Raw genomic sequence first — 22,317 nt, 5'->3', positions numbered from 1 at the left:
CCGGGCGGACCGGCTCAGGCGGGGTCGGACGCCGCGCCGGAAGCCGTGGCCGAGGGCCGGCCGGCGTACGCGCTGCCCGCGCCCACCGTCCCCGCCCCGGCCACCGGGCCCGCGCCCGTCTTCGGCACCGACAGGTCCCGGCCCCGGGTCTCGCGGGCGAAGGCGACGGTCAGCGTGGTGACGAGGGCGGCCGCGGAGAGATATACCGAGACCGGCACGGAGGATCCGTAGTCCTTCAGGAGCTCGACGGCGATGATCGGGGCCAGGGCGCCCGCGACGATCGAAGCGAGCTGGGATCCCATCGAGGCACCCGAGTAGCGGACCTTCGTGTCGAACATCTCGGAGACGAAGGCGGCCTGCGGCCCGTACATGGCGCCGTGCAGCAGCAGACCGGCGGTGACCGCCGCGGTGATGACGGCGAACGACTTGGAATCGACCAGCGCGAAGAACCCGAACGCCCACAGGGCCATGCCCGCCGAACCGATCAGCGTCACCGGCCGGCGCCCGATCCGGTCCGAGAGCGCGCCCCAGGCGGGGATGGTGACGAAGTGGACGGCCGAGCCGATCAGGAGCGCGTTCAGCGCGGTGGTCTTGGGGAGCCCGAGGTGGGTGGTGACGTAGACGAGGAGGAAGGAGGTGAGGATGTAGTACGAGATGTTCTCGCCGAACCGGGTGCCGATGGCGGTCAGCACCTGCCGCCAGTCCTTGCGGAACACCTGCACGACGGGAGCCTTCTCCTCCACCGCGAGGTTCTTGGCCTCGGCCTGCGCCGCGAGGAAGACGGGGGACTCGGACACGGAGAGCCGGATCCACAGCCCGACCACCACGAGGACGCCGGAGAGCAGGAAGGGGATGCGCCAGCCCCAGGCGAGGAACGTGGCGTCCGACTGCACGGCGGCCAGCAGCGCCAGTACTCCGGTGGCCAGCAGGTTCCCCCCGGGCGCTCCCGACTGCGGCCAGGAGGCCCAGAACCCGCGGTGCTCGGCACCGCCGTGCTCGGAGACGATCAGCACGGCTCCGCCCCACTCACCACCGAGCGCGAACCCCTGCACCAGGCGCAGTGCGGTCAGCAGGATGGGAGCGCCGACGCCGATGCTCGCGTGCGTGGGCAGGAGTCCCATCGCGAAGGTGGCCCCGCCCATCATGAGCAGGCTGAGCACCAGCAGCTTCTTGCGGCCGACCTTGTCGCCGAAGTGCCCGAACACCACCCCGCCGAGCGGCCGGGCCAGGAACCCGATCGCATAGGTGAGGAACGCGATCAGGGTGCCGGTGAGCGGATCGGCGGTGGGGAAGAACAGCTTGTTGAACACCAGGGCCGCGGCGGTCCCGTAGAGGAAGAAGTCGTACCACTCGATGGTGGTCCCGATGAGGCTGGCGGCGACGATCCGTCTGATGCCGGACGGGGCCTTCGGGGCGGTTCCGGGGGAGACCATGTGCACCACTTCCAGGGGTCTGCGGGGACGTCGGGTGTGGGCACAACGTAGAAGTCCCCAGGTCAGCGGTATATGTGGCGGGCCATCACAATCACCCGCACCTGGGTGTGCGCGACCGCCACACGCCTCGCCCCGACCCTCCCGGCCGCCTCCGGATGGTGATGAACACGCCTGCCGGATGTGCAGAATTCCGCCTGTTTTGGGGAGGCGGTGCTGACTCCCGTGCTGGTTTGGTGCTGGTTGCGCTGCGTTGAGCACGAAGTGTTTGCGGTTGTGGTGGTGCGAAGCGGACGCGGCAGAGACAAGGCTGGGACCGACGCTGGACCCGGACACCGAGTACGCGGCTGTGAACGAGGTCGGGCGAAGCCCGCATCGACGCCGCCAGCATAGGAGATGACGCCCGGCGATCAATCGCCTAGCCGGGGCACTCGGCGGCGAGTGACGGTGGTCGGGTTGTCGTGGCGTGAGTCATTCGAAGCTGACGCGTGGTCTGCGCCGTCTGGTCACGCGGCCGGTGGAAGCGGTCATGCGGTCCCTCCGAAGAAGCCGGACGGCTTCCCGGCGGCGAACGACGTTTGAGCGGACGGGCCCGGGAGTGTGGCGAGTTCGCCCAGGGCGCGGGCGCTCGGCGCGGGGGAGACCCGCCACTGTAGGTGGCTGCCCGCCAGTGTGCGGACGTCGTACGGGTTGTCGGGCGTCAGCTCGTTGCCCTCGCGGATCAGCCGGTCCTGAAGGGCAGGAGGCAGGCTCGTGTCATCGGCCAGGCGGATGTAGGTCTTGGGGATGCGGCCCCAGGTCGCGGCCTGCGCCCGGTCGGCGGAGCCGCCGACGTCGAGGTTCTCGTCGGGCTGGAAGGTGTTCAGGAAGGTGTGGAACTGCTCGTCGGTGCCGTCGGCGAGGAAGGCCGCCTTGAACGCCGCGAGCGCGTCCGGACTCGCGGTGCGGAAGTTGACACGGAGCAGGCCGAGGTCGGCGGGGTTTCCGGCGAGCGCCGAAGCGAAGGCGGCGGGGTCGACCGTGGCCATTTCCGGCTCGGCGTAGTAGTCGCTGACGTCGAGGTGGACCGGGCACCAGGCCGAGACGTAGACCAGGCGGTCGATCAGATCCGGGCGTGCGTTGGCCGCGGCCGTGACCGTGATGCCGCCCCGGCTGTGGGCGACGAGGATCACGGGGCCGTTCCGCTGGGCCCGTTCGAGGACCCCGATGAGGTGCGCGACGTTGTCGGCGAGCGTGACGCCCTTGATCGAGCCGGGCGCGGTGGCGAGCCCCTCGGGGTCCTGCGGGGACTGGTAGGCGCGGGTGAAGGTGGCCTGGAACCCGTGGCCGGGCAGGTCGACGGCGACCGAACGGTGCCCGAGGAGGCCGAGTTCGGCTTGGAGGGGTGCGAAGGAGAAGGAGTTCGCGAAGGCTCCGTGCACGAGTACGAAGGTCGGTTGCATCCGTGTAGTCACTTTCCGGCCGCCGCGCTTGGGCGTCGGCCATCGGGTCGGTCGGCCCTGGGCGTCCGGGCCTGAAGAATGGGTTGGCGGGCAGCAGCCCTATGAGGTCAGATCCGATGTCTGACGCAGGACGGGCCTCCTCCGCCGCGAGGTCGGAGACGGTGAGCGCCAGGATCAGACCGGCCGCCCGCTGGTCGCGCTGCTCGGGCGGGAGGACGTCCGTACCTCCGCGGAGCAGGACGACGTCTACGGCGGCGTCTTCGCGCCTCAGGGACACGAAGCCGTCGTCTGCCATGGCCATTTCGTAGCCGAGGTGGGTGCACAGGAACGCGCGGGAGGCGTCCACGTCGGCGACGGTCAGGGAGAGGGTGGAGGAGGAGACGTTCATGACAGCACCTTCGCGAAGTGAGTGAGGGGGAAGCCGGTGTCGAACGCCCGCCCGCCGAGCGGGTCTTGGGCTACGGTCACCGCCGGATCGGACCTGATAACCGTGCGGGAGGCGACGTACTGCGTCAGGTAGGCGTACGGGCTGGTGGGCCCGGCCTTCAGGACCGGGTCATGGGTCGCGCGGGCTCCGGCCCTTGCGATGGGGCGGTCCAGAGCGGCGGATATGTAGCAGATGAGCCTTCGCACGTGCTTCTCGCTTCTCGCTTCCTCGAGTCGGAGGTGGGGTGAGGCTTGGGTGGGGGTGGATGTGGGGGTGGAGATGGCGGTGGCCACGGATCAGGTCGCGGGCACGTCGAGCTGGAGCTCGCACGTGCGCCGGTAGGAGCGGAACCCCAGGCGGTGGTTGACCGCCAGCATGTGGACGTTGTCGTCGGCGTTGTCCGTCTCGATCTCGACGACGGCGGGGTACTCGGTGCGCAGCCGGTTCGCCATGGTGGCCTTGACCCACAACCCGAGCCCGTGGCCCCGGTGTTCTGGCACGATCGCCGTGTCGTACTGCTGGACCCGCGGCGGCGCACCGCGGGGGATCAGGATCTCGGTGTAGCCGGCCATGGAGCCGCTGTCGTGCACGGCGGCGACGGTCAACAGGGTGTCCCCGCGGTCGGCGACCACCGCGGCCATGGCGCGAACGCGGTCCGCGTCCCACGCCACAGTCCCGTAGTCCAGGTCACCGACGGGCATGTCGTTCATCGCGTTCTTGGCAGCGGCGAAAGCGGCGGCGAGGCCGTCCGGAACCGTTCCGGTCCAGCCAGTCAGCCGGTACCCGGGGTGCTTGGCGTCGGCGATCCGGAGCAGGTCGGCCCCGTCCGTCTCGTCGAGGCGCAGTACGAGGTGACTCAAGGCCAGTGCCCGGCGAAAGCCCCGTCGTCCGCTGAAGGCTTCGCCCGGACCGTCGGCCGCGGCCGTGGCGATCAGGCTGCGCCGGTTCTCGGCGCGGCAGGCGGCAACGACCGCTGACAGCAGGAGGGAGCCGGTTCCCAGGCGGCGGTGTGCGGGGTCGACGTGGAGTTCCAGCTCGGCCAGGTGCTCCTGGCCCGCGGAGGTGAACACCCGCAGGGCGGCGACTCCGATGGGGACCCCGTCCGTGCCGGTGGCCAGCCACATCAGCCGGCGGCTGCCCAGAGCGGGCTGGGTGAGCTGGGCGTGGACCTGTCCGGGGTCGAGGGCCGGAACGCCGGGCAGGTCGTGGGCCGTCGAGGCCGCGACGACCCGATGCCAGGCGATGGCTTCGGCGGTCGAGACGTGCTGGAGCGGGTTGACTCGTGCTGATGTGGGCAAGGTGATGGCCTTCGTGGTCGAGTCGGGTGTACGTCGGATACTTGGAGTACTTCGGATGCTTGGGGCATTTCGCGTGCTTGGGGCGTTCGTCCAGTCGGTGTGGCGCACGAGCGGCCAGTCGACGTCGACACGGGCTGCCGTGGCGAGGTAGTTGGTGAACACGTTGAGAGCGACATGGGCGATGACCTCGACGATCTGCCCATCGGACAGGCCGGCGCGCCGGGCCGCGGCCAGCTGCTCGTCGGCGACGGTTCCGCGGTCGCGAACCGTCGCGGCGGCCAGCTCCAGGACTGCGGCGGCCCAGGGGTCGTCGGCCTTGCCCCGGCGTGCGCTGGTGGCCTCGGCCGCACTCAGCCCGGCCGCCACGGTCCCGCGGAACGCATGCACGGACAGGCAGTAGTCGGACCCGTTCTCCTGCGCCACGAGCAACGCGATGCTCTCGCGCACTTCCGCCGGCAGGGTTCCCTCCGCGCTCAGCGTGGTGATGACGCCCAAGTACCCCTTCAGTGCGGCCGGGCTGTTGGCCATCACCCTGGCCAAGTTGGGGATGACCCCCAGGGCCCGGTGCGTGGCGGTGAACAGAGCTGCGGTTTCACCGGTCGCGATCTCCGGTTCAACGGTGTGGAGTGACATGCCGATAACCATGCGGCTTGATCTTGATACATTCGCGATGCTTCTTCGATGCACGCACTGGTGACCCCGGGAGTAACGGCATGCGGTTCACGATCCTCGGCCCGGTGGAGGCCGTGGCTCCCGGTTCGGATGTGCCCGGCCTGGCACCCCGTCATCGTGCGGTACTCGCCTACTTGTTGCTGCACGCCGGGGTCGCGATCAGTACGGATCGCCTGATCGACGCGATGTGGGGGCCGCTGCCACCGGATTCCGCCCGCGCACAGATCCAGACCACGATCGCCGCGATCCGACGGATGCTGCGCGCTTCGCAAGCAGACGGGATGCTGGTCACGCGACCGGCCGGGTACGTGATCACCCCCGAGCCGGGGCAACTCGACCTGGACGAGTTCACCAGCCTGACCGCCAGAGCAGCGGCCGTCTCCGACGAGCCGGGGGACGCCGCGGACCAGATACGTGCTGCGCTGGTGCTGTGGCGGGGGGAGCCGCTGGCCGACATCACCGCCCATTACGTCCAGAGCGCCAGAGTGCGGCTCAACGGCCAACTACTGACCGCCGTCGAGCGCCTGGCCGAGTTGGAACTGGCCCGGGGGCGTCACGCAGACCTGATCGACGAACTGTCCGTCCACGCGGCCGCCAACCCCTTGCGGGAACGGCTTTGCTCGCAGCTGATGCTCGCCCTGCACCGCGCCGGACGCCAGACCGACGCGCTGGACGTGGCAAGGACCTTCCGGGCGACCCTGGCCGATCAGCAGGGACTGGACCCCGGCCACGCGTTCGGCAAGCTCGAACAGGACATCCTGCGGGACGCCCCCGGTCTACGGCCACCGGTCACCGCGTCGGCGAAGCCGCAGGGGATCAACTTCCTGCCCTACGACGTCCCGGACTTCACCGGACGCGAGGGCGAGCTGGACGGCTTGATCCGCCTATGGTCGGGCAACAACGGTGGCGTCGTGACGATTTCGGCGATCGACGGAATGGCCGGGGTAGGCAAGACGACGCTCGCGGTCCACGCGGGACACCGCCTCGCGGACCACTTCCCGGACGGACAGCTCTTCATCGACCTGCAGGCGCACACCGCCGGACAGGCGCCACTCGACGCCGGTACCGCGCTCGAGATACTCCTGGGACAACTCGGCGTGCCCACCCAGCAGATACCCGCGTCGGTCGCCGACCGCGCCGCGCTGTGGCGGTCCGAACTCGTCGGCCGCCGCGTGCTGGCCGTGCTGGACAACGCCCTCGGCGCCGACCAGGTACGCCAGTTGCTGCCCGGCTCTTCCCGTGCCCTCATCCTGATCACCAGTCGCCGGCGGCTCACCGACCTGGACGGGGCACATGCCCTGTCCCTGGACGTGCTGCCCGCCGCGGACGCCTTGGAACTGTTCACGGCGATCGTCGGCCAACGGGCGGCGGCCGAACCCCTGGCCGTTCTCGACGTCCTGCAGCTGTGCGGATTCCTGCCGCTGGCCGTCCGGATCGCCGCCGCCCGCCTGCACCATCGCCCGCGCTGGACCGTCGCCTACCTGGCCGACCGGCTCCGGGACCAGCGCCGCAGGCTCTCCGAGCTGGCCACCTCGGAGCGAGGAGTGGCAGCGGCGTTCACGCTGTCCTACGAGCAGCTGACCGCGGACCAGCAGCGGATGTTCCGGCTTCTGGGGCTCCAGCCAGGACGCGATATCAGCCCCGAGGCGGCGTCCGCGCTGGCCGCCCTCCCGCTGGAGGAGGCGGAGACGCTCCTGGAAGACCTCCTGGACGCCCACGTCCTGACCCAGCACCAGCTCGGTCGCTACACCTTCCACGATCTGCTGCGCGAACACGCCCTCGCCACCGCGGCCGTCCAGGAACCGCCGGGCGCCCAGCGCGAGGCCCTCGACCGGCTGTTCCACCACTATCTCCACACGGCGTGCGCGGCCATCGACCACCTCTACCCCGAGGGCAGGAACCGCAGGCCGCGAATCCCCGCGCCGGACACCCCGGCCTGGCCCCCGCGGGACGAGGCGGAGGCGATCACCTGGCTGGACGGCGAACGCGCGAACCTCATGGCGTCCGCCCAGTACGCGGCCGAGCACGACTGGCTCCCCCACGTCGGCCAACTGGCCGCCACCTTGCACCGCTACCTGCTGGGCCACGCCCACCAGGCCGACGCCCTGGCCCTCAATGGCCTGGCGCTGCGAGCCGCCCGCCGGAGCGGCGACACAGCCGCCGAAGCCCGTACGCTCATCGACCGCGGGCAGGTGTACTTCTGGTGGCGCGGTGACCACGAGCAAGCGGCCGAGCACTTCCGGCACGCCCTGGACCTCGCGCGCGAGATCGGCGACCAGGGCCCCGCGGCCAGCGCACTGGCGGCCCTCGGCACCGTCTCCACGCGGCGGCGGGAATACGACCGGGCCCACGACCAGTGCGCGCAGTCGCTCGTGCTCTTCCGGGAGCTCGGCGATCGCGGTGGCGAAGCCAGATGCCTGACCGACCTCGGCATCGTCCATGAACGACAAGGACGTTACGAGGACGCCCACGAGCACCACCGGCAATCGCTGATCGCGTACCGCGAGACGGGGTCCCGCATCGGCGAAACCGTCGTGCTGAACAACATCGGGCTGCTGTACCAACGGCAAGGCCGCTACGACGAGGCCCGGCACCATCACCGCCAGGCCCTCGACCTGAGCCGCAGGTTCGACTTCCCCGGAGACGAGGCCGAGTCGCTCAACGCCCTAGCGGAGGCCGCCCGGTCCATGGGCAACCTTGCCCAGGCCGAGGCCGAACACCACAACGCGCTGACCATCGCTTGCGAGTTCAGCTACCGCCCCGAGCAGGCCCGCGCCCACGACGGCCTGGCGCACGTCCACCGCGACGTCGGCCGCATCGACCTCGCCCACGACCACGCCCGACAGGCCCTTGGCCTTTACACTGCCCTCGCGGTCCCCGAGGCCGACGAGATCCGCACCTTTCTCACCGGGCTGCCGCCGACTCCGAGCGAGCCCGAACCGTCGGCATCCACCACCGACCAGCCGTCTTGAACGCCATCAACCAGCACCTCGAACGCGCGTTCAGCATCCGTGGAGCGGCATGGACCGCGCGGGGTGCTCACCGTCGCTTTTGCGAGTAGTGGCCCCCGGGAGTGATTCCCGCGGTCGCCTGTGCGGCCAGTCCCCGGCGTTCCCGAACCGGTGAGCGAGATCCGCCGGAAGGGGGCTTTCGCGATGGTGCCGGGCCGTCTCGGGGCCGTCAGTCGGTCGGTTCGCCCGGGAGGGAAAGCCGATCGACGGGCTTTCGCGCAGGGTCGTGGCTGTTCGGCATGAGGTAGGTGTATACCCGGCGGCAAATCACCGCCGTCGCCCGGGGCCGGGCTCACGGACGCCAGGAGCCGCCGCTCCGGCTCGCCCGGGCCTCCACCGTGTAGCCCTGCTCCCCGTCGAATGCCCAGGACACGGCGAGATGGGAGGTGGCGCCGTCGATCTGCTTGGTGAAGCAGAGGCCGATCCGGTCGCCGGCCGGGTCGTGGCGCGAGGCGGGCTGGTCCGGCTCGGGCGGTGCCGGCAGCCAGCCGTCGTGGGTGGCTGCCGCCCGGTAGTAGGCGACGACGTCCGCTCGGCGGGCGGGCTCGGGGTACCCGAGGCCGAAGTACGCGAAGCGGTCGTCGTCGTCGCAGCCGACGCTGCGCCTCAGGAGCGTTCCTCAACTCCTGAGGATCTTCCCGCCGGGTCGGCGGCGGCGGTGTGTCCCGGTCTCCCGCCGGGGGAGTTCAGCCGCGGGAGGCCGAGGACAATGTGGTCGGGTCGACCCCGGAGAGTTCGACGATCCGGTGCGCCGGTACACCGGCGGCGAGGGCCCGGCGCAGCAGGACGTCACGGTTGTCCTCGCTGTCGCGGAACGCGATCAGCTCCTCCTCGATGCCCGCCACGCGGTCCGTGGCCGTGGCGCGGCGGACCCGTTCCAGCTCCTCCTCGCTCAGCGGGACCGGGAGCCGCTCGGCCTCCTTCGGCATCAGTCCGGTCTGCTCCGGGGGAACCACGCGGACGGCCGGGGACGCGGGGCTCACGCCCTGGGCCGTGAACCAGGCCCGGACGGCCGGGGTTTCCAGGCACTCCAGGCCCCCGACGAGGGCCAGCGGCGTCCCCTGCCAGCCGTCCGAAGTCATCGCGAGAAAGAGGTAGGCGTCATCCGTCATCGCGGGCACTCTCCTGACACGCTGTAGCCGTACACGTTCGTCCCGCTCCTACCCTCCCCTTCCGCGGCCAAGCTGACCCATTCGGGTCGGGGTTGAGGCCGGGGTCGGCGACGGCCGGGTCGGTGTCCGCGTACTGGATCTCGTCCGCACGAACGGCCCTCGGACCATCCGTGCCGGACGTCGCACATACGGGTGGGATGCAGGCGCTGTGGGCGGGAATGCCCGTGGCCGGTACGTCCACCGGTCTAGGGTCGTGGACCGATCCCTTACGCCGCCCTTCACACCGCCGGTGAGGTCCCATGTCCAGCGCGACGTCCGACAAGTCCGTGCCCTCGTACATCGATCCGACCAGGCCTAGCATCGCCAGGGTCTACGACGCCTTCCTGAACGGGACGGACAACTACGAAGTCGACCGCGAGGTGGTTCGGGGGGTGCAGAAGGCGGCTCCGGAGGCCGCGGACCTGGCGGTCGAGAACCGCGGCTTCCTGATCCGGGCCTGCCGGTTCCTGGCCCGGCAGGCCGGCATCACCCAGTACCTGGACTGCGGCTCGGGCCTTCCGACCGCGGAGAACGTCCACCACGTGGTGCAGCGGGTCAACCCGCACGCGCGCGTCGTCTACGTGGACAACGACCCGGTGGTCCTGGCCCACGGCCGGGCCCTGCTGGAGGAGAACGAGAACACCGTCTTCGTCGCCGCGGACATCTTCGAGCCGGAGAAGCTGCTGACGAACGACGTCGTGCGGACCGAGCTGGACTGGACGGAGCCGATCGCACTGCTGCAACTGGGCACCCTGCACCACTACAACGGCGAGGACACCCGCACCCGCGAGGACATCATGCGGGCCTACATCGACGCGCTGCCGTCCGGCTCCTACGTGGCGATCAGCCACTTCCTGGACCCGGAGGACGAGTACAGCGCGACCGCCCGGAAGATGGAGGACATGTTCCTGCACAGCATGATGGGCAGCGGCACCTTCTCCACCAGGGCCGAACTGCAGGAACTCTTCAACGGTCTGGAGATGGTCCCTCCGGGACTGGTGCGGTGCGCCGACTGGTGGCCCGACGGCCCTCAGCTGAACGAGCTGAACGCGGCCCAGCGCAGCATCGCCGGCGGCATCGCCCGCAAGGGCTGAATCGCCCGCGCAGGGGCGAACGCCGGGCCTCGCGTCACGGCGACCCCGCAGGGCCGAGGGAGGACGCGGCCGACTCCGCCGGGTTACTCGGAGGGGTACTCGCCTTGTGCCACTTCCACGCCTCGGTGCAGCCAGACGGCTCCGCCGAGGGACGAGGCACCCGCTGCCCCGCAGAGAAGGGCCATGGCCAGCACCGTGGGTACGACACGCCGCGCCGGAGCCTGCGCGAACAGGGCTTTGACCCGTGCCGGTACAGGGCCGGTGGTTCCTCGGGCCGCGATGGCCGGCGCCCGCAGGCCGTTACGGCAGGCCGTCGAGGCCAGGGCGGCCCGTCCGATGGCGCGTGCGGTCAGCCGCCGGTCCCCGCAGGCGCGGGCGGCGGCTTCGTCCGCCGCGCGTTCGGCGGCGAGGGAGACGACAGGAAGGACGGACGCCAACGCCGGATGACACCACCCGGCGAGCTGCGCGATGGCCAGGAACAGATGGTGGTGGCCGGCCAAGTGGGCGCGCTCGTGTCCCAGGAGTGCTTCGCGCTCGCCCGGGTCAAGGGCCCGGAGCATGCCCGAGGTCACCACGATCCGGCCCGTTCGGCGTGTTCCTCCCGGCAGGGCGAACGCGTCGGGCCGGTCGTCCTCGAGTACGCAGAGGCCGCCTGCCGCGGGGATCCCTGCCACGAGGTCCCGGGCCGCGCGCAGGCGCCCCACCTCTGCCCTGACGCCACGGGCCGTGGCGGTCGCGGCGACGGCGAGCGCGCCACTGGCCAGCATCGAGATGCAGGCCACGAGTGCCGCCGGGCCGGCTTGGAGGGGGTGGAGCAGGTGGGCGAGTGCGGCGAGTACGGGCAGGCTGAGGGCGAGCGGAAGGAGCAGGGCGCCCAGGCAGGTGACGACGCCGAGTGCCAGTACGGCCGCGCCGACGGTAACCGCCCACAGGGCCATGTCCGGTCGCACCCTCTCGATGGTCCGCCGTGCGAGCGGAGGCAGGATCCAGGGCAGCAGGAGCGGAGCCACCAAGAGCATGATCACGGGTGGTCCTCCTGCAGGAGCCTCCGCAGTTCGGCTTCGTCGTGTGGAGCGAGGCCTTCGACGAACCGCGCCAGCACCATGCTCCGGTCGCCGCCCCCGTCGAGCTCACGGTGCATGCGACGGGCAGCCAGTCCGTGGGTGTCCTGCACGGCGAAATAGACGAACCCGCGGCCGCCGGGTCGACGCCCCACCAGACCCTTGTCACACAGGCGCCCGAGGAGGGTGGCCACTGTGGTGCGCGCCAGATCCTGGGGTATCGCCGCTCTGACCTGGGCGGCCGATTGGGCTGTCCCGGCGGCCCACAGCGCGGCGAGCACGCTGGACTCCAGCTCTCCGGCGGGTCGTCGATCGCCCTCGTCTGCCATGGATCCCCCTTGACCGGTGCGGTGGGTGCCGCGACGTGAGTCGACTACTCCGTTGTAGACAGAGTAAGGGGTTCCCGTTCGGTCGGGCGCGTCGGTGCCGAGGGCTGACGGAGCCCGTCCGGCGCGGGCACCGGGTCGAGGCCCTCTTCGTGCGACCCTCCCAGGATCACGTTCCGCAGCGGATGGCCGTCCTCGACCACGAGCATGCGGCTGTCCACCTCACTCCTCCTCAAGGGCCGGGGCCGGAGCCCGGCGCAGGTATGCCCAGGCGGCGAGGGACACCCACCCGAGGGCGAAGAGCCAGCCCGCCAGCACGTCGGTGAACCAGTGGACACCGAGGTAGACGCGCGTCAGCCCCACCGAGATTCCCCACGCGGCGATCACGACGACGGCGAGGCGGGACGTGCCCCTGCCGCCAAGGGCCAGCGCGGCGAGAACGAGGGCCGCGGTCATCGCCCCGGTGGTGGCGTGACCTGAGGGGAAGGACCACCCCGAGGCGTGGGCGGCCCAGTCGCCGACCGGCGGGCGCGGCCGTGCGACCAGCGACATGAGCGCGTACCGCAGTGCCTGCCCCGCGGCGAGGCACAGCATCAGCGCGAGCGCGACGGTGCACCGCTGGCGAGCGGTACGCCCCAGGTACATGCCGACCGCCAGCAGCACGGCGTACGGGATGACGCCCGTGCCGGTGTCGGTGACCGCGCGGGCCGTAGCCGCGGCGCCGGGCGGACGGTGCGCCACGGACCAGCGGTGCAGGCCCGCATCGCCCGGCAGGAGGTGGCCGGGGGTCCGGGTCACCCAGAGCGCGAGTGCGGCCAGGAGGACGAAGGACGCCACGGCCGCCCCTCCGGCCCGGCGGGCCGTGGCCGGACCGGTGGGGCCGGATGCGCGGGGGTGGTTCACGCGGTGGTCAGCAGCGGGCGCAGGCGGCCGCCGGCGAGCCGGTCGGCCAGTACGCCCTGCCTGCCGCGGACGGATCGGGCGCAGACGGCGGCCACCAGGGCGCCGAGCGCGAATCCGGCGAGGACGTCGTGGGGGTAGTGCACGCCGACCCACACCCGGGAGGCCGCCATCAGCACCGCCGCGACCAGGGCGACGGCGCCCAGGCGGCGCGAGACGAACAGCAGGGCGACCGCGGCGGCGGACGCGATGGCGGCGTGGTTGCTGGGGAACGACCAGTCCCCGGGGGCGGGGCAGGACTCCAGCACGGCCACGTGCAGGCTCTGGCAGGGCCGGTCCTCACGGACCGCGAGCTTGAGCAGCAGATCGACGCCGAAGCCCGCGAGCGTGATCAGGGGAACGGCCAGCGCGGTGACGGCCGACGGTGATCCGGCGCGGCGGGCCCGCCACCACGCCACGAGCATCAGTACGGCGAACAGCGCCAGGCCGTAGAGGGACCAGCCGGAAATGACGTCGTTGAGCCAGCCCGGGGTCCGGTGGGCGATGTCGGTGACGTCGATGTAGGCGTTGCCGTCGATGTCCGATCCGTTGTAGCCGGGGGTCATCGCGCTGTTCCGTTCTGGTGCTTGCCGCTCCGCCGGGAGCGGAGGAGTCCGATCGCCACGGGCAGCAGGGAGACCGCGACGATCAGGCCCACGATCGGCAGGAGGTACGTGTCGACGCTGGGGATCGACGAGCCGAGGGCGTAGCCGGCCAGGACCAGTCCCACCGTCCACAGCAGGCCGCCCGCGACCTGCCAGAACGTGAAGACACGGGCCGGGATGTTCAGGACCCCCGCGAGGGGATTGAGGACCGTGCGGACCACCGGTACGAACCGCGCCAGCACGATCGCCTTGGCGTGCCCGTACTTCGCCAGGAGCTCCTCGGCCCGTGCGGCACCCTCGTGGAGCTTCTTGGAGCGGCTGCGGGCCAGGAGGGCGGGGCCCGCCCTGCGGCCGATGAGGTAACCGCACTGGGCGCCGGCCAGCGCGCCGGCCACGGAGGCGGCCAATACCGCCGGCAGGGACAGGGCCGTGCTCTTGTCGGTAGTGCCGGCGCACAGCAGGCCCGCGGTGAACAGGAGCGAGTCGCCGGGCAGGAAGAAGCCGACCAGGAGCCCGGTCTCGGCGAACATCACCACCGCGATGCCGATCACGCCGAACGTCGTGAGCAGTGCATGGGCATCGAGGAGGTTCACCGCGAGCGCGGGGGAAGCGGACGTGGCCATGGACGGAATCGGCCTCTCTCGCTGGTTCGGACACAGAGGGGCGGCCCGGAGGCCCCCCTCAGTGACTACAGTCAAGTAGACGGTCTACTGCACTGTAGACGATCGAGGGGGTGGAGACGACCGAGCCCGGGCCGAGTGCTCCCGTCGCGGGCAAGGTCGCCGCCGGAGCGGCAGCTGCGGCCGCGACCGCCGCAGCCATGGGCGCCGCGTACGACACCGATGGCGCAGGCTCACGGGCGGCGCGGACGCCGCGCGCCTCGTACGCTGGCAGGAACAGCCGCGACCAGCGGAAGGACGGGCACGAGCCCCGTGGTGACTCGGATCGACTACCAGTTGTTGTTCGCGGCGACGCCCAGCCCGTATCTCGTGCTCGATGCCGCGCTGGTGATCGTCGATGTCAACGATGCCTACCTGGGAGCGACCGCGCGGAGCCGGCACGAGCTGGTCGGGCAGTACGTGTTCGACGCCTTCCCGGACAATCCCGGGGACCCGAAGGCGGACGGGGTGCGGAACCTGGGCGCCTCGCTGCACCGGGTCCTGCGGACGAAGGACCCGGACACGATGGCGGTGCAGAAGTACGACATCCCCGTCGTGTCCCGGCCGGGAAGCTTCGAGGAGCGGTGGTGGTCCCCGATCAACACCCCGGTGCTCGGGCCGGACGGGGAGGTGGCGTTGATCATCCACAGGGTGGAGGACGTGACCGAGTTCGTCCACTCCCGCCCGGGCCCCCGGCGGAGCGGCACGCTGGGGAAGCGCGAGGCGATGGAAGCCGAGCTGTACGCCCGGGCCCGGGAGCTGCAGCGGCTGAACGAAGAACTCCGCCAGGCGCACGCCCGTGAACGCCAAGTCGCCCTGACGCTCCAGGAGGCGATGCTGCACTCGCCCGACCTGGACCGGCACGGGAACGTCGCGGTGCGCTATCTGCCCGCGGTCGGCTCGCTGAACGTGTGCGGCGACTGGTACGACGTGGTCGACCTGCCCGGTGACTGCTTCGGTGTCGCGGTCGGCGACGTCGTCGGCCACGGCCTGGAGGCCGCCACCGTCATGGGCATGCTCCGCAGCGCGCTGTCCGCCGCGGTCCGGGCCCTCCACGAGCCCGCCAGGTCGCTCGAGGTCCTCGGTCTGTACGCCCGATCGGTCGAAGGGGCGCTGGCCACCACCGCCGTCGCGGCCGTGGTCGACACCCGCCGCCGTCGGATCACCTACAGCAGCGCCGGCCACCCCCCACCGCTCCTGCTGCGTCCCGACGGCACGTGCGGCCTTCTGGACCAGGCGACCGACCCGCCCCTGGGTGCCCGTCCCGAACACGTCACCCGCCCCCAGGCCGCCCTGTCCTACATCCCTGGCGACACCCTCGTGCTGTACACCGACGGGCTCATCGAACGTCGCGGCGAGGACATCGACGTAGGCCTGCACCGGTTGACGGAGGCCCTGGCCCGCAGTGTCCGCCTCGGCCCCGATCGCCTCGCCGACGCCCTGCTGGCCCGTCTCGACGTGGCCCGGGGTGCGCACGACGACATCGCCCTGGTCGTCGTGCGCCTGTGACCCCGCAGGCCGCCGCTCCCTGAGCCGTGGACCACCTCGGTCTCACAGGCCGAGCGTGAGGTGCGCGGCAGCCAGGGAATGCCCCTCCGGCGCGGTGGCCAGGGGGAACTCCGTCCAGACGGTCTTGCCGTCCCGGGTGTAGCGGGTGCCCCACCGTTCGGTGAGCTGGGCGACCAGGAAGAGACCGCGCCCGCCCTCGTCGGTGGTGCGCGCCCGCCGTAGGTGCGGAGCGGTGCTGCTGCTGTCGGAGACCTCGCAGATCAGGCTGCGGTCGCGGATGAGCCGCAGGGTCAGCGGCTCGCCGCCGCCGTAGCGGTAGGCGTTGGTGACCAGTTCGCTGACGACGATTTCGGCGGTGAAGGCCAGTTCTTCCAGTCCCCACCCCGTCAGTGTGGCCTCCGTCAGGTGCCGTGCCCGGGCGGCGGCGGTCGGCTCCGCGGGCAGTTCCCAGGCGGCGACCTGTTCCGGCGCCAGCACGCGGGTGCGGGCGACGAGCAGTGCCACGTCATCGCGCGGGTGTTCGGGCAGCAGGGCGTCCTGCACCGCCGTGCAGGTCTCCTCCAGCGAGTGGCCGGGCCGGGAGAGGGCTTCTCGCAAGCGCTCGAGACCCTCGTCGAGGTCGTGACCACGGGCCTCGACCAGGCCGTTCGTGAACAGCGCCAGCAGGCTTCCCTCGGCGAGTTCCCATTCGGCGGACTCGAACGGGAGTCCGCCCAGGCCCAGCGGTGGCCCCTCGGGAAGGTCGGGCAGGCTCACCGTGCCGTCGGAGGTCACGACGGCGGGGGGCAGGTGGCCCGCGCGGGCCATGGTGCAGCGCCGCGAGACGGGGTCGTAGACCGCGTAGAGGCACGTCGCGCCGACGATCTGCCGGCCCTGCGAGAGTTCGTGAGCGGGCTCCTGCTCGTCGGCCAGGCGGTTGACCAGGTCGTCGAGGTGGGAGAGGACCTCGTCCGGCGCGTAGTCGAGGCCGGCCAGCGTGTGCACGGCCGTGCGCAGGCGGCCCATGGTGGCCGCGGCGTGCAGGCCGTGGCCGACGACATCGCCGACGACGAGGGCGACACGGGCTCCGGACAGGGGGATGACATCGAACCAGTCGCCGCCCACGCCGGTGGCGGGATCGGCCGGCAGATAGCGGTACGCGACCTCGACGGCGCTGTGCTCGGGCAGTTCCCGCGGCAGCAGGCTGCGCTGCAGGGTCAGGGCGGCCAGATGCTGCTGGGTGTAGCGGCGGGCGTTGTCGATGCAGAGGGCGGCGCGCGCGGCGAACTCCTCCGCGAGCGTGAGGTCGTCCTCCTCGAACGGTTCGGGCCGCCCGGACCGCCACAGGCTGAGCAGGCCGAGGAGCAGGCCGCGGGCCTTCAGCGGGACGACGATCAGTGAGTGAGCGCCCAGGCCGAAGGCGCGCCGGGTGCGCTCCGCGTCCTGGAAGTACCAGCCGGGGCTGGTGTGGAGCACGGGTTCGAGGATGGGCTGCTGTTCCGCGAGGCACCGGGCCTGCGGGGTACGGGGATCGAAGTCGAAGACCGCCCCGGTGGGGTGCATCACCTGGAGTGCCTCCGCGTCGACCGAGTGGACGGCCATCCGGCGGACCAGTCCGCCCGCCTGCCCGGCGGCCTCCTCACCGCCGGCCACCGGCTCCAGCAGATCCACCGAGACGGCGTCGGCGAGGTCGGGGACGGCGACGTCGGCCAGCTCCCGGGTCGTCCGGCCGAGGTCCAGCGTGGTCCCGATGCGGGCGCTGGCCCGGTTGAGCAGGGCGAGCCGCCGCCGGGCCCGGTAGCGGTCGGTGACGTCCTCCACCAACTGGGTGACTCCGAGGATCTCGGCGGAGGAGTCCTGCATCCGGAACGCCGACACCGACACCACCCGCTCGTGGCCGGGGTCGCTCCTCAGGCGGCAGGGCTGCTCGGTGAAGATCAGGGGCTCGCCCGTCCGCAGCACCCGTCGCAGCCGGGTCTCGATGATCTCCACGTCCGGACCGATGAGGAAGTCGCCGATGCCCAGGCCCCGGACCTCCGCCGCGGGAAGGTCCGTGAACCGGGCCAGCGCCCGGTTGATCCGCAGGATGCTCAGGTCGGGGGCGTGGACGGACAGGCCGATCGGGGAGCGCCGGAACAGACCGTCCAGGACGGACCGGTCCGTTTCCCACTGGAGCACCTCCTCCGCCGGGGCGACGACGAGGAACCACTCGCGGGCCGAACCGGCGCGGATGACGGCGCGGGCGCGGAAGCCCAGCTCCACCCGGCGCCCGCTGCGGTGCAGCACGGGCAGGACACCGGACCAGCTCCGGTCGCGGACGCACGCGGCCACCGCGGCCAGGACCGCGTCACGGTCACGCGTGTCGAACAGGAAATCGCCCGCCGCTCGGCCCAGCACCTCCTCGGGCGGGTAGCCGAGGTGCTCCTGCGCGCGCTCGCTCCAGCCGACGACCCTGCCGTGGTCGTCCAGTACCGCCGAGGCCGAGTTGTGCAGCGCGAACGGATCCTCTGGCCGCTCGCCCCGGCCCGGAGCTGGTGCGTCCATCGCTACCACCCTTCGACCTGCCGGACGGAACGCTCAACAGGCGGTCCCGCTGCGACTACCCAGGGTGATCACGGGCCCGGGGGGTCGAGCGGTCGGCTCCAGGTTTCAGTATCGCCGCACCGCTGCCCGTCGGCAGGGGCTCGCCCCTCGGACGGCCGCTACGCGCCGACCGGTGGCCAGGTGGCGCGGTCGTGGAGGTGGTGGAACTCCGTCAGCTCGGAGGCGAGGACGTCGAAGTGCGGGAGGGGAGCCCAGAGGCTGCGTTCGCCGATGACGTAGAGGCGGCGTCTGGCGCGGCTCGCGGCGACGTTGAGCAGGTGCGGGGTGCGGGCCGCCCAGTCGCGGGCGCCGGGCCGGCCGCCGCCGAGCACGAGGACGACGACGTCGGCTTCCTTGCCCTGGGCCTTGTGGACGGTGGCGCAGCGCTCCTCGATCAGTGCGGACGTCCAGCCGTCACGGCCGCGGCAGACCTTCTGGCATGCGGCGACCAGGGCCCGGAAGGGGGCGATGACGCGCACGCGCTCGACGCCGACGCCGTGCCGGTGCAGTACGTCGAGGACGAACTCGAACGCCCGGCGGTCGCGGTCGCCCCACGGCGCCTCGGACGGCCGGGCCGGGTCGTCGGTGTTGAGCCAGCGGCTGGGGAGCAGCCCGTCCCGTCCCGCGTCGGGGAACGCCCCGGGTGCGGTGCCGTGGACCATGAGGCCGCTGTACGCGACCTCGTTGCTGACCGTGAACATCGGGTTCTCGCAGCGCCGGTGCACGCGCAGCGGTGAGCCCACCCAGACGGGCTCGTCGTCGGCGCCCGGGGCCGGCAGGTAGGTGCCGTAGCGGTTGGTCCGGTCGGCGACGGCCTGGGCCGAGGTGGCCGAGGGCAGCCAGTGCTCGTCGACGCCGTAGGCGCGCAGCAGCCGGCGCTGCAGGGCCGTGGGCATGGTGACGACGGGTTCCAGCTGGAGCGGGTCGCCGACCAGAACGGCACGGCGGGCGCGCCACAGCGCGCCCGCGGCGGCCTGCGGGGTGGCCTGCCCGGCCTCGTCGACGAGGACCCAGCCGATCGACTCCCGGCCGAGGCGGGCGAACATGCTGCCGATGGAGGAGAACGTGGTCGAGACGACGGGGACCAGCAGGAACAGGGTCTGCCAGGCGTGCTCGACCTCCTCGTCGGGGACGTTCCCGTTGGTACCGGCCATCAGCTCCATGAGGACCTGGAGGTTGCCGCGGACCCTCTGCGCGGCCCCGGCGACGAAGGCGCGGTGCAGGTCGAGGGCGCGCAGGAACAGGTCGCTGCGCGCCGTGGACCACGCCTCGTCGGACCAGGGCGAGCCGAGCTCCTGCTCGGCTTCGTCGAGGTGCCGCCAGCCGAGGGGCAGGGAGGGCAGGGCGCGCGCGGCCTCCCGCAGCGCGCGGTCGTGGGCGTCGAGCTCCGCCACGGCGGCCCGCAGGCCGCGCCGGGAGGAATCGGCGGCCTGCCGGGCGTCCCGCAGGGCGGTGGCCGCCGCGGCCTCCCGCGCGCTCGCGGCCCGTTCGTGCGCGAGGGCGGCGGCGAGGCCGGCAGCGGCCCCGTCGACGACGGCGCCGGACCGGGCCTGCCGGCCGGCGGCCAGGGACTCGGCGCGCACGGCCGCGGCGACCTGCTCCAGCGAGTCCTCGAGCGCGGCGCGCTGCTGGACGAGGAGGTACGCGATCTCGGCCTGGGTGTGCTCCTGGCGCTGTTCGGCGGCCTGCCGGTCGGCCGCGCTCTGCAGCAGGCGGCGCAGCCCGCCGCGCAGGCCCCGCTCGACGGCCGGGGGCGCGTCGTGGCGGGTGGCGAGCGCGGCCGCGTACGCGCGGTGGTGCGCGGCCCGTTCACGGGCGGCCGACAGGTCCGCGCGGGCGGCGGCCAGCTCCTGGCGGGCCCGCGGCACCTGCGCGGAGGCCGTCCCGTGTCCGGCCTCGGCCGCCGCGGTGGCGGTCCGGGCGTCGGCGGTGGAGGCGGCGGCCCGGTCCAGGACCGCCGTGGCGGCGACGACCTGCCGGTCGGCCCGGGACACCGCGGCTTCCAGGTCCGCGATCCGCTGCCCGGCCGCCGGGGACTCCACGGCCGCCAGGGTCCCGGCGAGCTGGGCACGTCCGGCGCGCAGCCGCTCCACCTCGGCCTGGGCGCTGCGGAACGCGGCGACGGCGCCGGTCCACGAGGGCACGGGCCGGGCGGGCCCGGCCGCCGCGGCCTGGTCCGCCGGGGTGAGGGGACCACGGCCACCGGGCTGTGGCCGGGGCGGGATCCAGTCGCTCAGGACCTCCCACATGCCGCGCAGCGGCGGCAGATCCGCGGCCTCGCGGGCTTCGGTCTCCTTCTTCGGCAGCCGCCCCCACCAGAACCGGTCCCCGAACTCCTTGCGGTTGGCCCTGTTGCCGAGCACCGCCGCGACCAGGCCCCAGGCCGGCCCGCCGAGGAGCGCGGAGGCGAGGTCGGAGAAGTGGTCGGGGCCGCCGCGCCAGTGCGCGCCGAGCGCGTCGATGCCGGGCAGTTCGGCGGTGATGTTCTCCACGGCGCCGTTGTTGGAGGAGGTGACCACGATCTCGAACCCGGTCAGCCGCGGGTCGAGCCGCGACACGAAGCGGGGGTGCCTGCCCTGGCGGTCCCTGCCCCGCCACGCCGGGCCGGTGAACGCCTGACCGGGCCGGTCGAACCCGGCCAGCACCGCCGCCCGCTCGACGACCAGGGCGGCGACCAGGTCGCGCAGCATCGTGGTCTTGCCCGTGCCCGGCGGGCCGTTCACCGAGAACATCCCGCCCTCGGTTCCCGCCCGGTCGGCGAGCATGCGGTCGACCGCGAACTGCTGGCTCAGCGCGAGCGGGAACCGTGCCGGTGCGGGCCAGCGGCCGGCCGGGACGAGGTCCGGGGCCACCCCTCGCAGGACGGCCTCGCGTTCCCGGCGCACGTCGGTCCGCGCCCCCACGGCGACGGAGCCGAGCTCGGTCAGGTACGCCTCCAGCGCCGGGCCGATCCCCTTGTCGAGAGCCTTGGACACCCGGGCCAGATCGGGCGGGAGCAGACTGTTGAGGAACGGCGCCGCGGCCGCGGCCTTCGTCCGCGGGTCCCGCGGCACGTGGACCAGCCTGCTGCGCACCCGGATCACCCGCGGTCGCAGCCGGTCCTGGACCCCGCACAGGTCGGCGATCTGCGCGGTCAGCGCGACCACGTCGGTGAGCTCGAGCCCGCGGGGACCGGCGTCGGCCCCGTGGTCCCCGGGAGCGTCCGGCTCCTCGGCCCGCCTTCCCGGGGGAGTGCCCCAGGTACCCTCCGGCCGCCCGGGCTCCGCCTGCTCCTCGGCGGGGCGGCGGGTCGCGACCCATTCCGCGGCGCGGCGGATCAGGGGCTCCGCCGCGCCCTGCAGCGCGGCGCCGGCGACCTCACCGAGCAGGGCCCCGACCGCGCCGACCGCGGCGCCGCCCAGGATCTCGGCGAGCAGCAGCTGCCAGCTCCCGCCGCCGGCCCCGGCGGGCGTTCCCGTCCCGCCCCCGGAGCCCGGCCGCCGCGCGGACGCCGTTCCGGCGGCCTGCGCGGTGGGGCCGTAGGAGATCGCGGTGGCCGTGAGCTCGTCGATCGCCCCGCCGAACGCCTCGTCGAGCTCCTCGAACCCGTCCAGCCACCCGGGTGCGGACGGTCCCGGATCGAACAGGCGGCCGGTCGCCCAGGCGCACGCGGAGATCACGGACGTGTCCTCGAGCGGTCGGCCCTCGTCGTCCAGGACCAGCGCGAGCATCGCGCTCTGGCCCGACAGCACGAGCTCGGTCTGCGGTACGCCGGGGTCGGGATCGGTTCCCGCGGGCAGGACCGCGATCATCGCCTGGCGGAGCAGCTCCAGGTCGAAGACCCCGCAGTAGACGTCGTGCCGCCACATCCAGCCGTGCGGTGCCCGTCGTGCCGCCGTCCGCGGATGGTCCGCAGCCCACGGCAGGAGCGGTGGGGCCTGGCCCGGCTCCGGCGTCAGGTCGACCACGTACTCGTCCCTCGGCCCGGAGCGCGTGGAGGGGCGTCGGCGGGGGAGCGCCGGAATGGCCGGCGGACTGAACAACTCGATCGCGCGCCAGCACTCCAGCAGCTCCTGCCGGCGCCGGTCCCGCGTGTGTCCGCTGCGCACCCACTGCCCCCGTGTCGCGACGCGCGGCGTCCTGCCGCTCCCT

Annotated in this window: 15 protein-coding genes; 3 read left to right on the top strand and 12 right to left on the bottom strand. The window is 72.6% G+C overall.

The features are described 5' to 3' along the window. Positions 1-14 precede the first annotated feature (14 nt). From ACWF9Z_RS06285 to ACWF9Z_RS06270, 4 genes are all read right to left on the bottom strand, one after another. Positions 15-1,433 (bottom strand): MFS transporter, encoded by a 1,419-nt coding sequence (locus tag ACWF9Z_RS06285; protein WP_453598020.1) that lies wholly within the window; start codon positions 1,431-1,433, stop codon positions 15-17. Between the two features lie 524 nt (positions 1,434-1,957). After that, positions 1,958-2,872, bottom strand: a complete 915-nt coding sequence (locus ACWF9Z_RS06280; protein ID WP_453598019.1) for an alpha/beta fold hydrolase — start codon at positions 2,870-2,872, stop codon at positions 1,958-1,960. Between the two features lie 384 nt (positions 2,873-3,256). Then, the gene (locus ACWF9Z_RS06275) at positions 3,257-3,505 is read right to left on the bottom strand and encodes a hypothetical protein (RefSeq protein WP_453598017.1); all 249 of its coding nucleotides are present in this window, start codon (positions 3,503-3,505) and stop codon (positions 3,257-3,259) included. 90 nt (positions 3,506-3,595) lie between these two features. Further along, positions 3,596-5,230, bottom strand: coding sequence for a GNAT family N-acetyltransferase (locus ACWF9Z_RS06270; protein ID WP_453598015.1), 1,635 nt, complete (start codon positions 5,228-5,230; stop codon positions 3,596-3,598). Between the two features lie 80 nt (positions 5,231-5,310). Here ACWF9Z_RS06270 and ACWF9Z_RS06265 point away from each other — a divergent pair, with 80 nt between their 5' ends. Beyond that, a complete protein-coding gene (locus ACWF9Z_RS06265) occupies positions 5,311-8,241 on the top strand; it encodes a BTAD domain-containing putative transcriptional regulator (RefSeq protein WP_453598013.1) in 2,931 nt (976 codons plus the stop codon). Between the two features lie 725 nt (positions 8,242-8,966). Here ACWF9Z_RS06265 and ACWF9Z_RS06260 read toward each other — a convergent pair. Further along, complete coding sequence (locus tag ACWF9Z_RS06260) at positions 8,967-9,392, bottom strand: DUF6003 family protein (protein WP_453598011.1); 426 nt, start codon at positions 9,390-9,392, stop codon at positions 8,967-8,969. A 299-nt stretch (positions 9,393-9,691) separates the two neighbouring features. On the opposite strand from ACWF9Z_RS06260, the gene ACWF9Z_RS06255 reads away from it, so the two are divergent. Next, on the top strand, positions 9,692-10,525 hold the full coding sequence (locus tag ACWF9Z_RS06255; RefSeq protein ID WP_453598009.1) for an SAM-dependent methyltransferase: 834 nt from the start codon (positions 9,692-9,694) through the stop codon (positions 10,523-10,525). An 83-nt stretch (positions 10,526-10,608) separates the two neighbouring features. On the opposite strand, the gene ACWF9Z_RS06250 is transcribed toward ACWF9Z_RS06255, so the two are convergent. From ACWF9Z_RS06250 to ACWF9Z_RS06230, 5 genes are all read right to left on the bottom strand, one after another. Then, positions 10,609-11,544, bottom strand: coding sequence for a M48 family metalloprotease (locus ACWF9Z_RS06250; RefSeq protein ID WP_453598307.1), 936 nt, complete (start codon positions 11,542-11,544; stop codon positions 10,609-10,611). A 2-nt stretch (positions 11,545-11,546) separates the two neighbouring features. Next, the gene (locus tag ACWF9Z_RS06245) at positions 11,547-11,915 is read right to left on the bottom strand and encodes a BlaI/MecI/CopY family transcriptional regulator (protein ID WP_453598007.1); all 369 of its coding nucleotides are present in this window, start codon (positions 11,913-11,915) and stop codon (positions 11,547-11,549) included. A gap of 219 nt (positions 11,916-12,134) precedes the next feature. Then, positions 12,135-12,749 (bottom strand): phosphatase PAP2 family protein, encoded by a 615-nt coding sequence (locus tag ACWF9Z_RS06240; protein ID WP_453598005.1) that lies wholly within the window; start codon positions 12,747-12,749, stop codon positions 12,135-12,137. Positions 12,750-12,811: 62 nt separating this feature from the next. Continuing rightward, a complete protein-coding gene (locus tag ACWF9Z_RS06235) occupies positions 12,812-13,417 on the bottom strand; it encodes a phosphatase PAP2 family protein (RefSeq protein ID WP_453598003.1) in 606 nt (201 codons plus the stop codon). Then, positions 13,414-14,079, bottom strand: a complete 666-nt coding sequence (locus tag ACWF9Z_RS06230; RefSeq protein WP_453598001.1) for a DedA family protein — start codon at positions 14,077-14,079, stop codon at positions 13,414-13,416. Before ACWF9Z_RS06230 ends, ACWF9Z_RS06235 begins: the two co-directional genes overlap by 4 nt. Positions 14,080-14,388: 309 nt before the next feature. Here ACWF9Z_RS06230 and ACWF9Z_RS06225 point away from each other — a divergent pair, with 309 nt between their 5' ends. Further along, on the top strand, positions 14,389-15,624 hold the full coding sequence (locus ACWF9Z_RS06225; protein ID WP_453597999.1) for a PP2C family protein-serine/threonine phosphatase: 1,236 nt from the start codon (positions 14,389-14,391) through the stop codon (positions 15,622-15,624). A 42-nt stretch (positions 15,625-15,666) separates the two neighbouring features. On the opposite strand, the gene ACWF9Z_RS06220 is transcribed toward ACWF9Z_RS06225, so the two are convergent. Together ACWF9Z_RS06220 and ACWF9Z_RS06215 are read right to left on the bottom strand one after the other, a co-directional pair. Continuing rightward, on the bottom strand, positions 15,667-18,147 hold the full coding sequence (locus ACWF9Z_RS06220) for a SpoIIE family protein phosphatase (protein ID WP_453597997.1): 2,481 nt from the start codon (positions 18,145-18,147) through the stop codon (positions 15,667-15,669). 158 nt (positions 18,148-18,305) lie between these two features. Then, positions 18,306-22,274, bottom strand: coding sequence for an AAA domain-containing protein (locus ACWF9Z_RS06215; RefSeq protein ID WP_453597995.1), 3,969 nt, complete (start codon positions 22,272-22,274; stop codon positions 18,306-18,308). Between the last annotated feature and the right edge of the window lie 43 nt (positions 22,275-22,317).

This window comes from Streptomyces sp. NPDC054961, from assembly GCF_053609145.1.
This window is presented reverse-complemented; position numbering and strand designations above follow the sequence as displayed.

Coding starts and splice junctions, on each gene's coding strand:
- ACWF9Z_RS06250 (WP_453598307.1), bottom strand. CDS start 11,544: ATGCTCTTGGTGGCTCCGCTCCTGCTGCCCTGGATCCTGCCTCCGCTC.
- ACWF9Z_RS06270 (WP_453598015.1), bottom strand. CDS start 5,230: ATGTCACTCCACACCGTTGAACCGGAGATCGCGACCGGTGAAACCGCA.
- ACWF9Z_RS06220 (WP_453597997.1), bottom strand. CDS start 18,147: ATGGACGCACCAGCTCCGGGCCGGGGCGAGCGGCCAGAGGATCCGTTC.
- ACWF9Z_RS06280 (WP_453598019.1), bottom strand. CDS start 2,872: ATGCAACCGACCTTCGTACTCGTGCACGGAGCCTTCGCGAACTCCTTC.
- ACWF9Z_RS06235 (WP_453598003.1), bottom strand. CDS start 13,417: ATGACCCCCGGCTACAACGGATCGGACATCGACGGCAACGCCTACATC.
- ACWF9Z_RS06255 (WP_453598009.1), top strand. CDS start 9,692: ATGTCCAGCGCGACGTCCGACAAGTCCGTGCCCTCGTACATCGATCCG.
- ACWF9Z_RS06265 (WP_453598013.1), top strand. CDS start 5,311: ATGCGGTTCACGATCCTCGGCCCGGTGGAGGCCGTGGCTCCCGGTTCG.
- ACWF9Z_RS06230 (WP_453598001.1), bottom strand. CDS start 14,079: ATGGCCACGTCCGCTTCCCCCGCGCTCGCGGTGAACCTCCTCGATGCC.
- ACWF9Z_RS06245 (WP_453598007.1), bottom strand. CDS start 11,915: ATGGCAGACGAGGGCGATCGACGACCCGCCGGAGAGCTGGAGTCCAGC.
- ACWF9Z_RS06285 (WP_453598020.1), bottom strand. CDS start 1,433: ATGGTCTCCCCCGGAACCGCCCCGAAGGCCCCGTCCGGCATCAGACGG.
- ACWF9Z_RS06260 (WP_453598011.1), bottom strand. CDS start 9,392: ATGACGGATGACGCCTACCTCTTTCTCGCGATGACTTCGGACGGCTGG.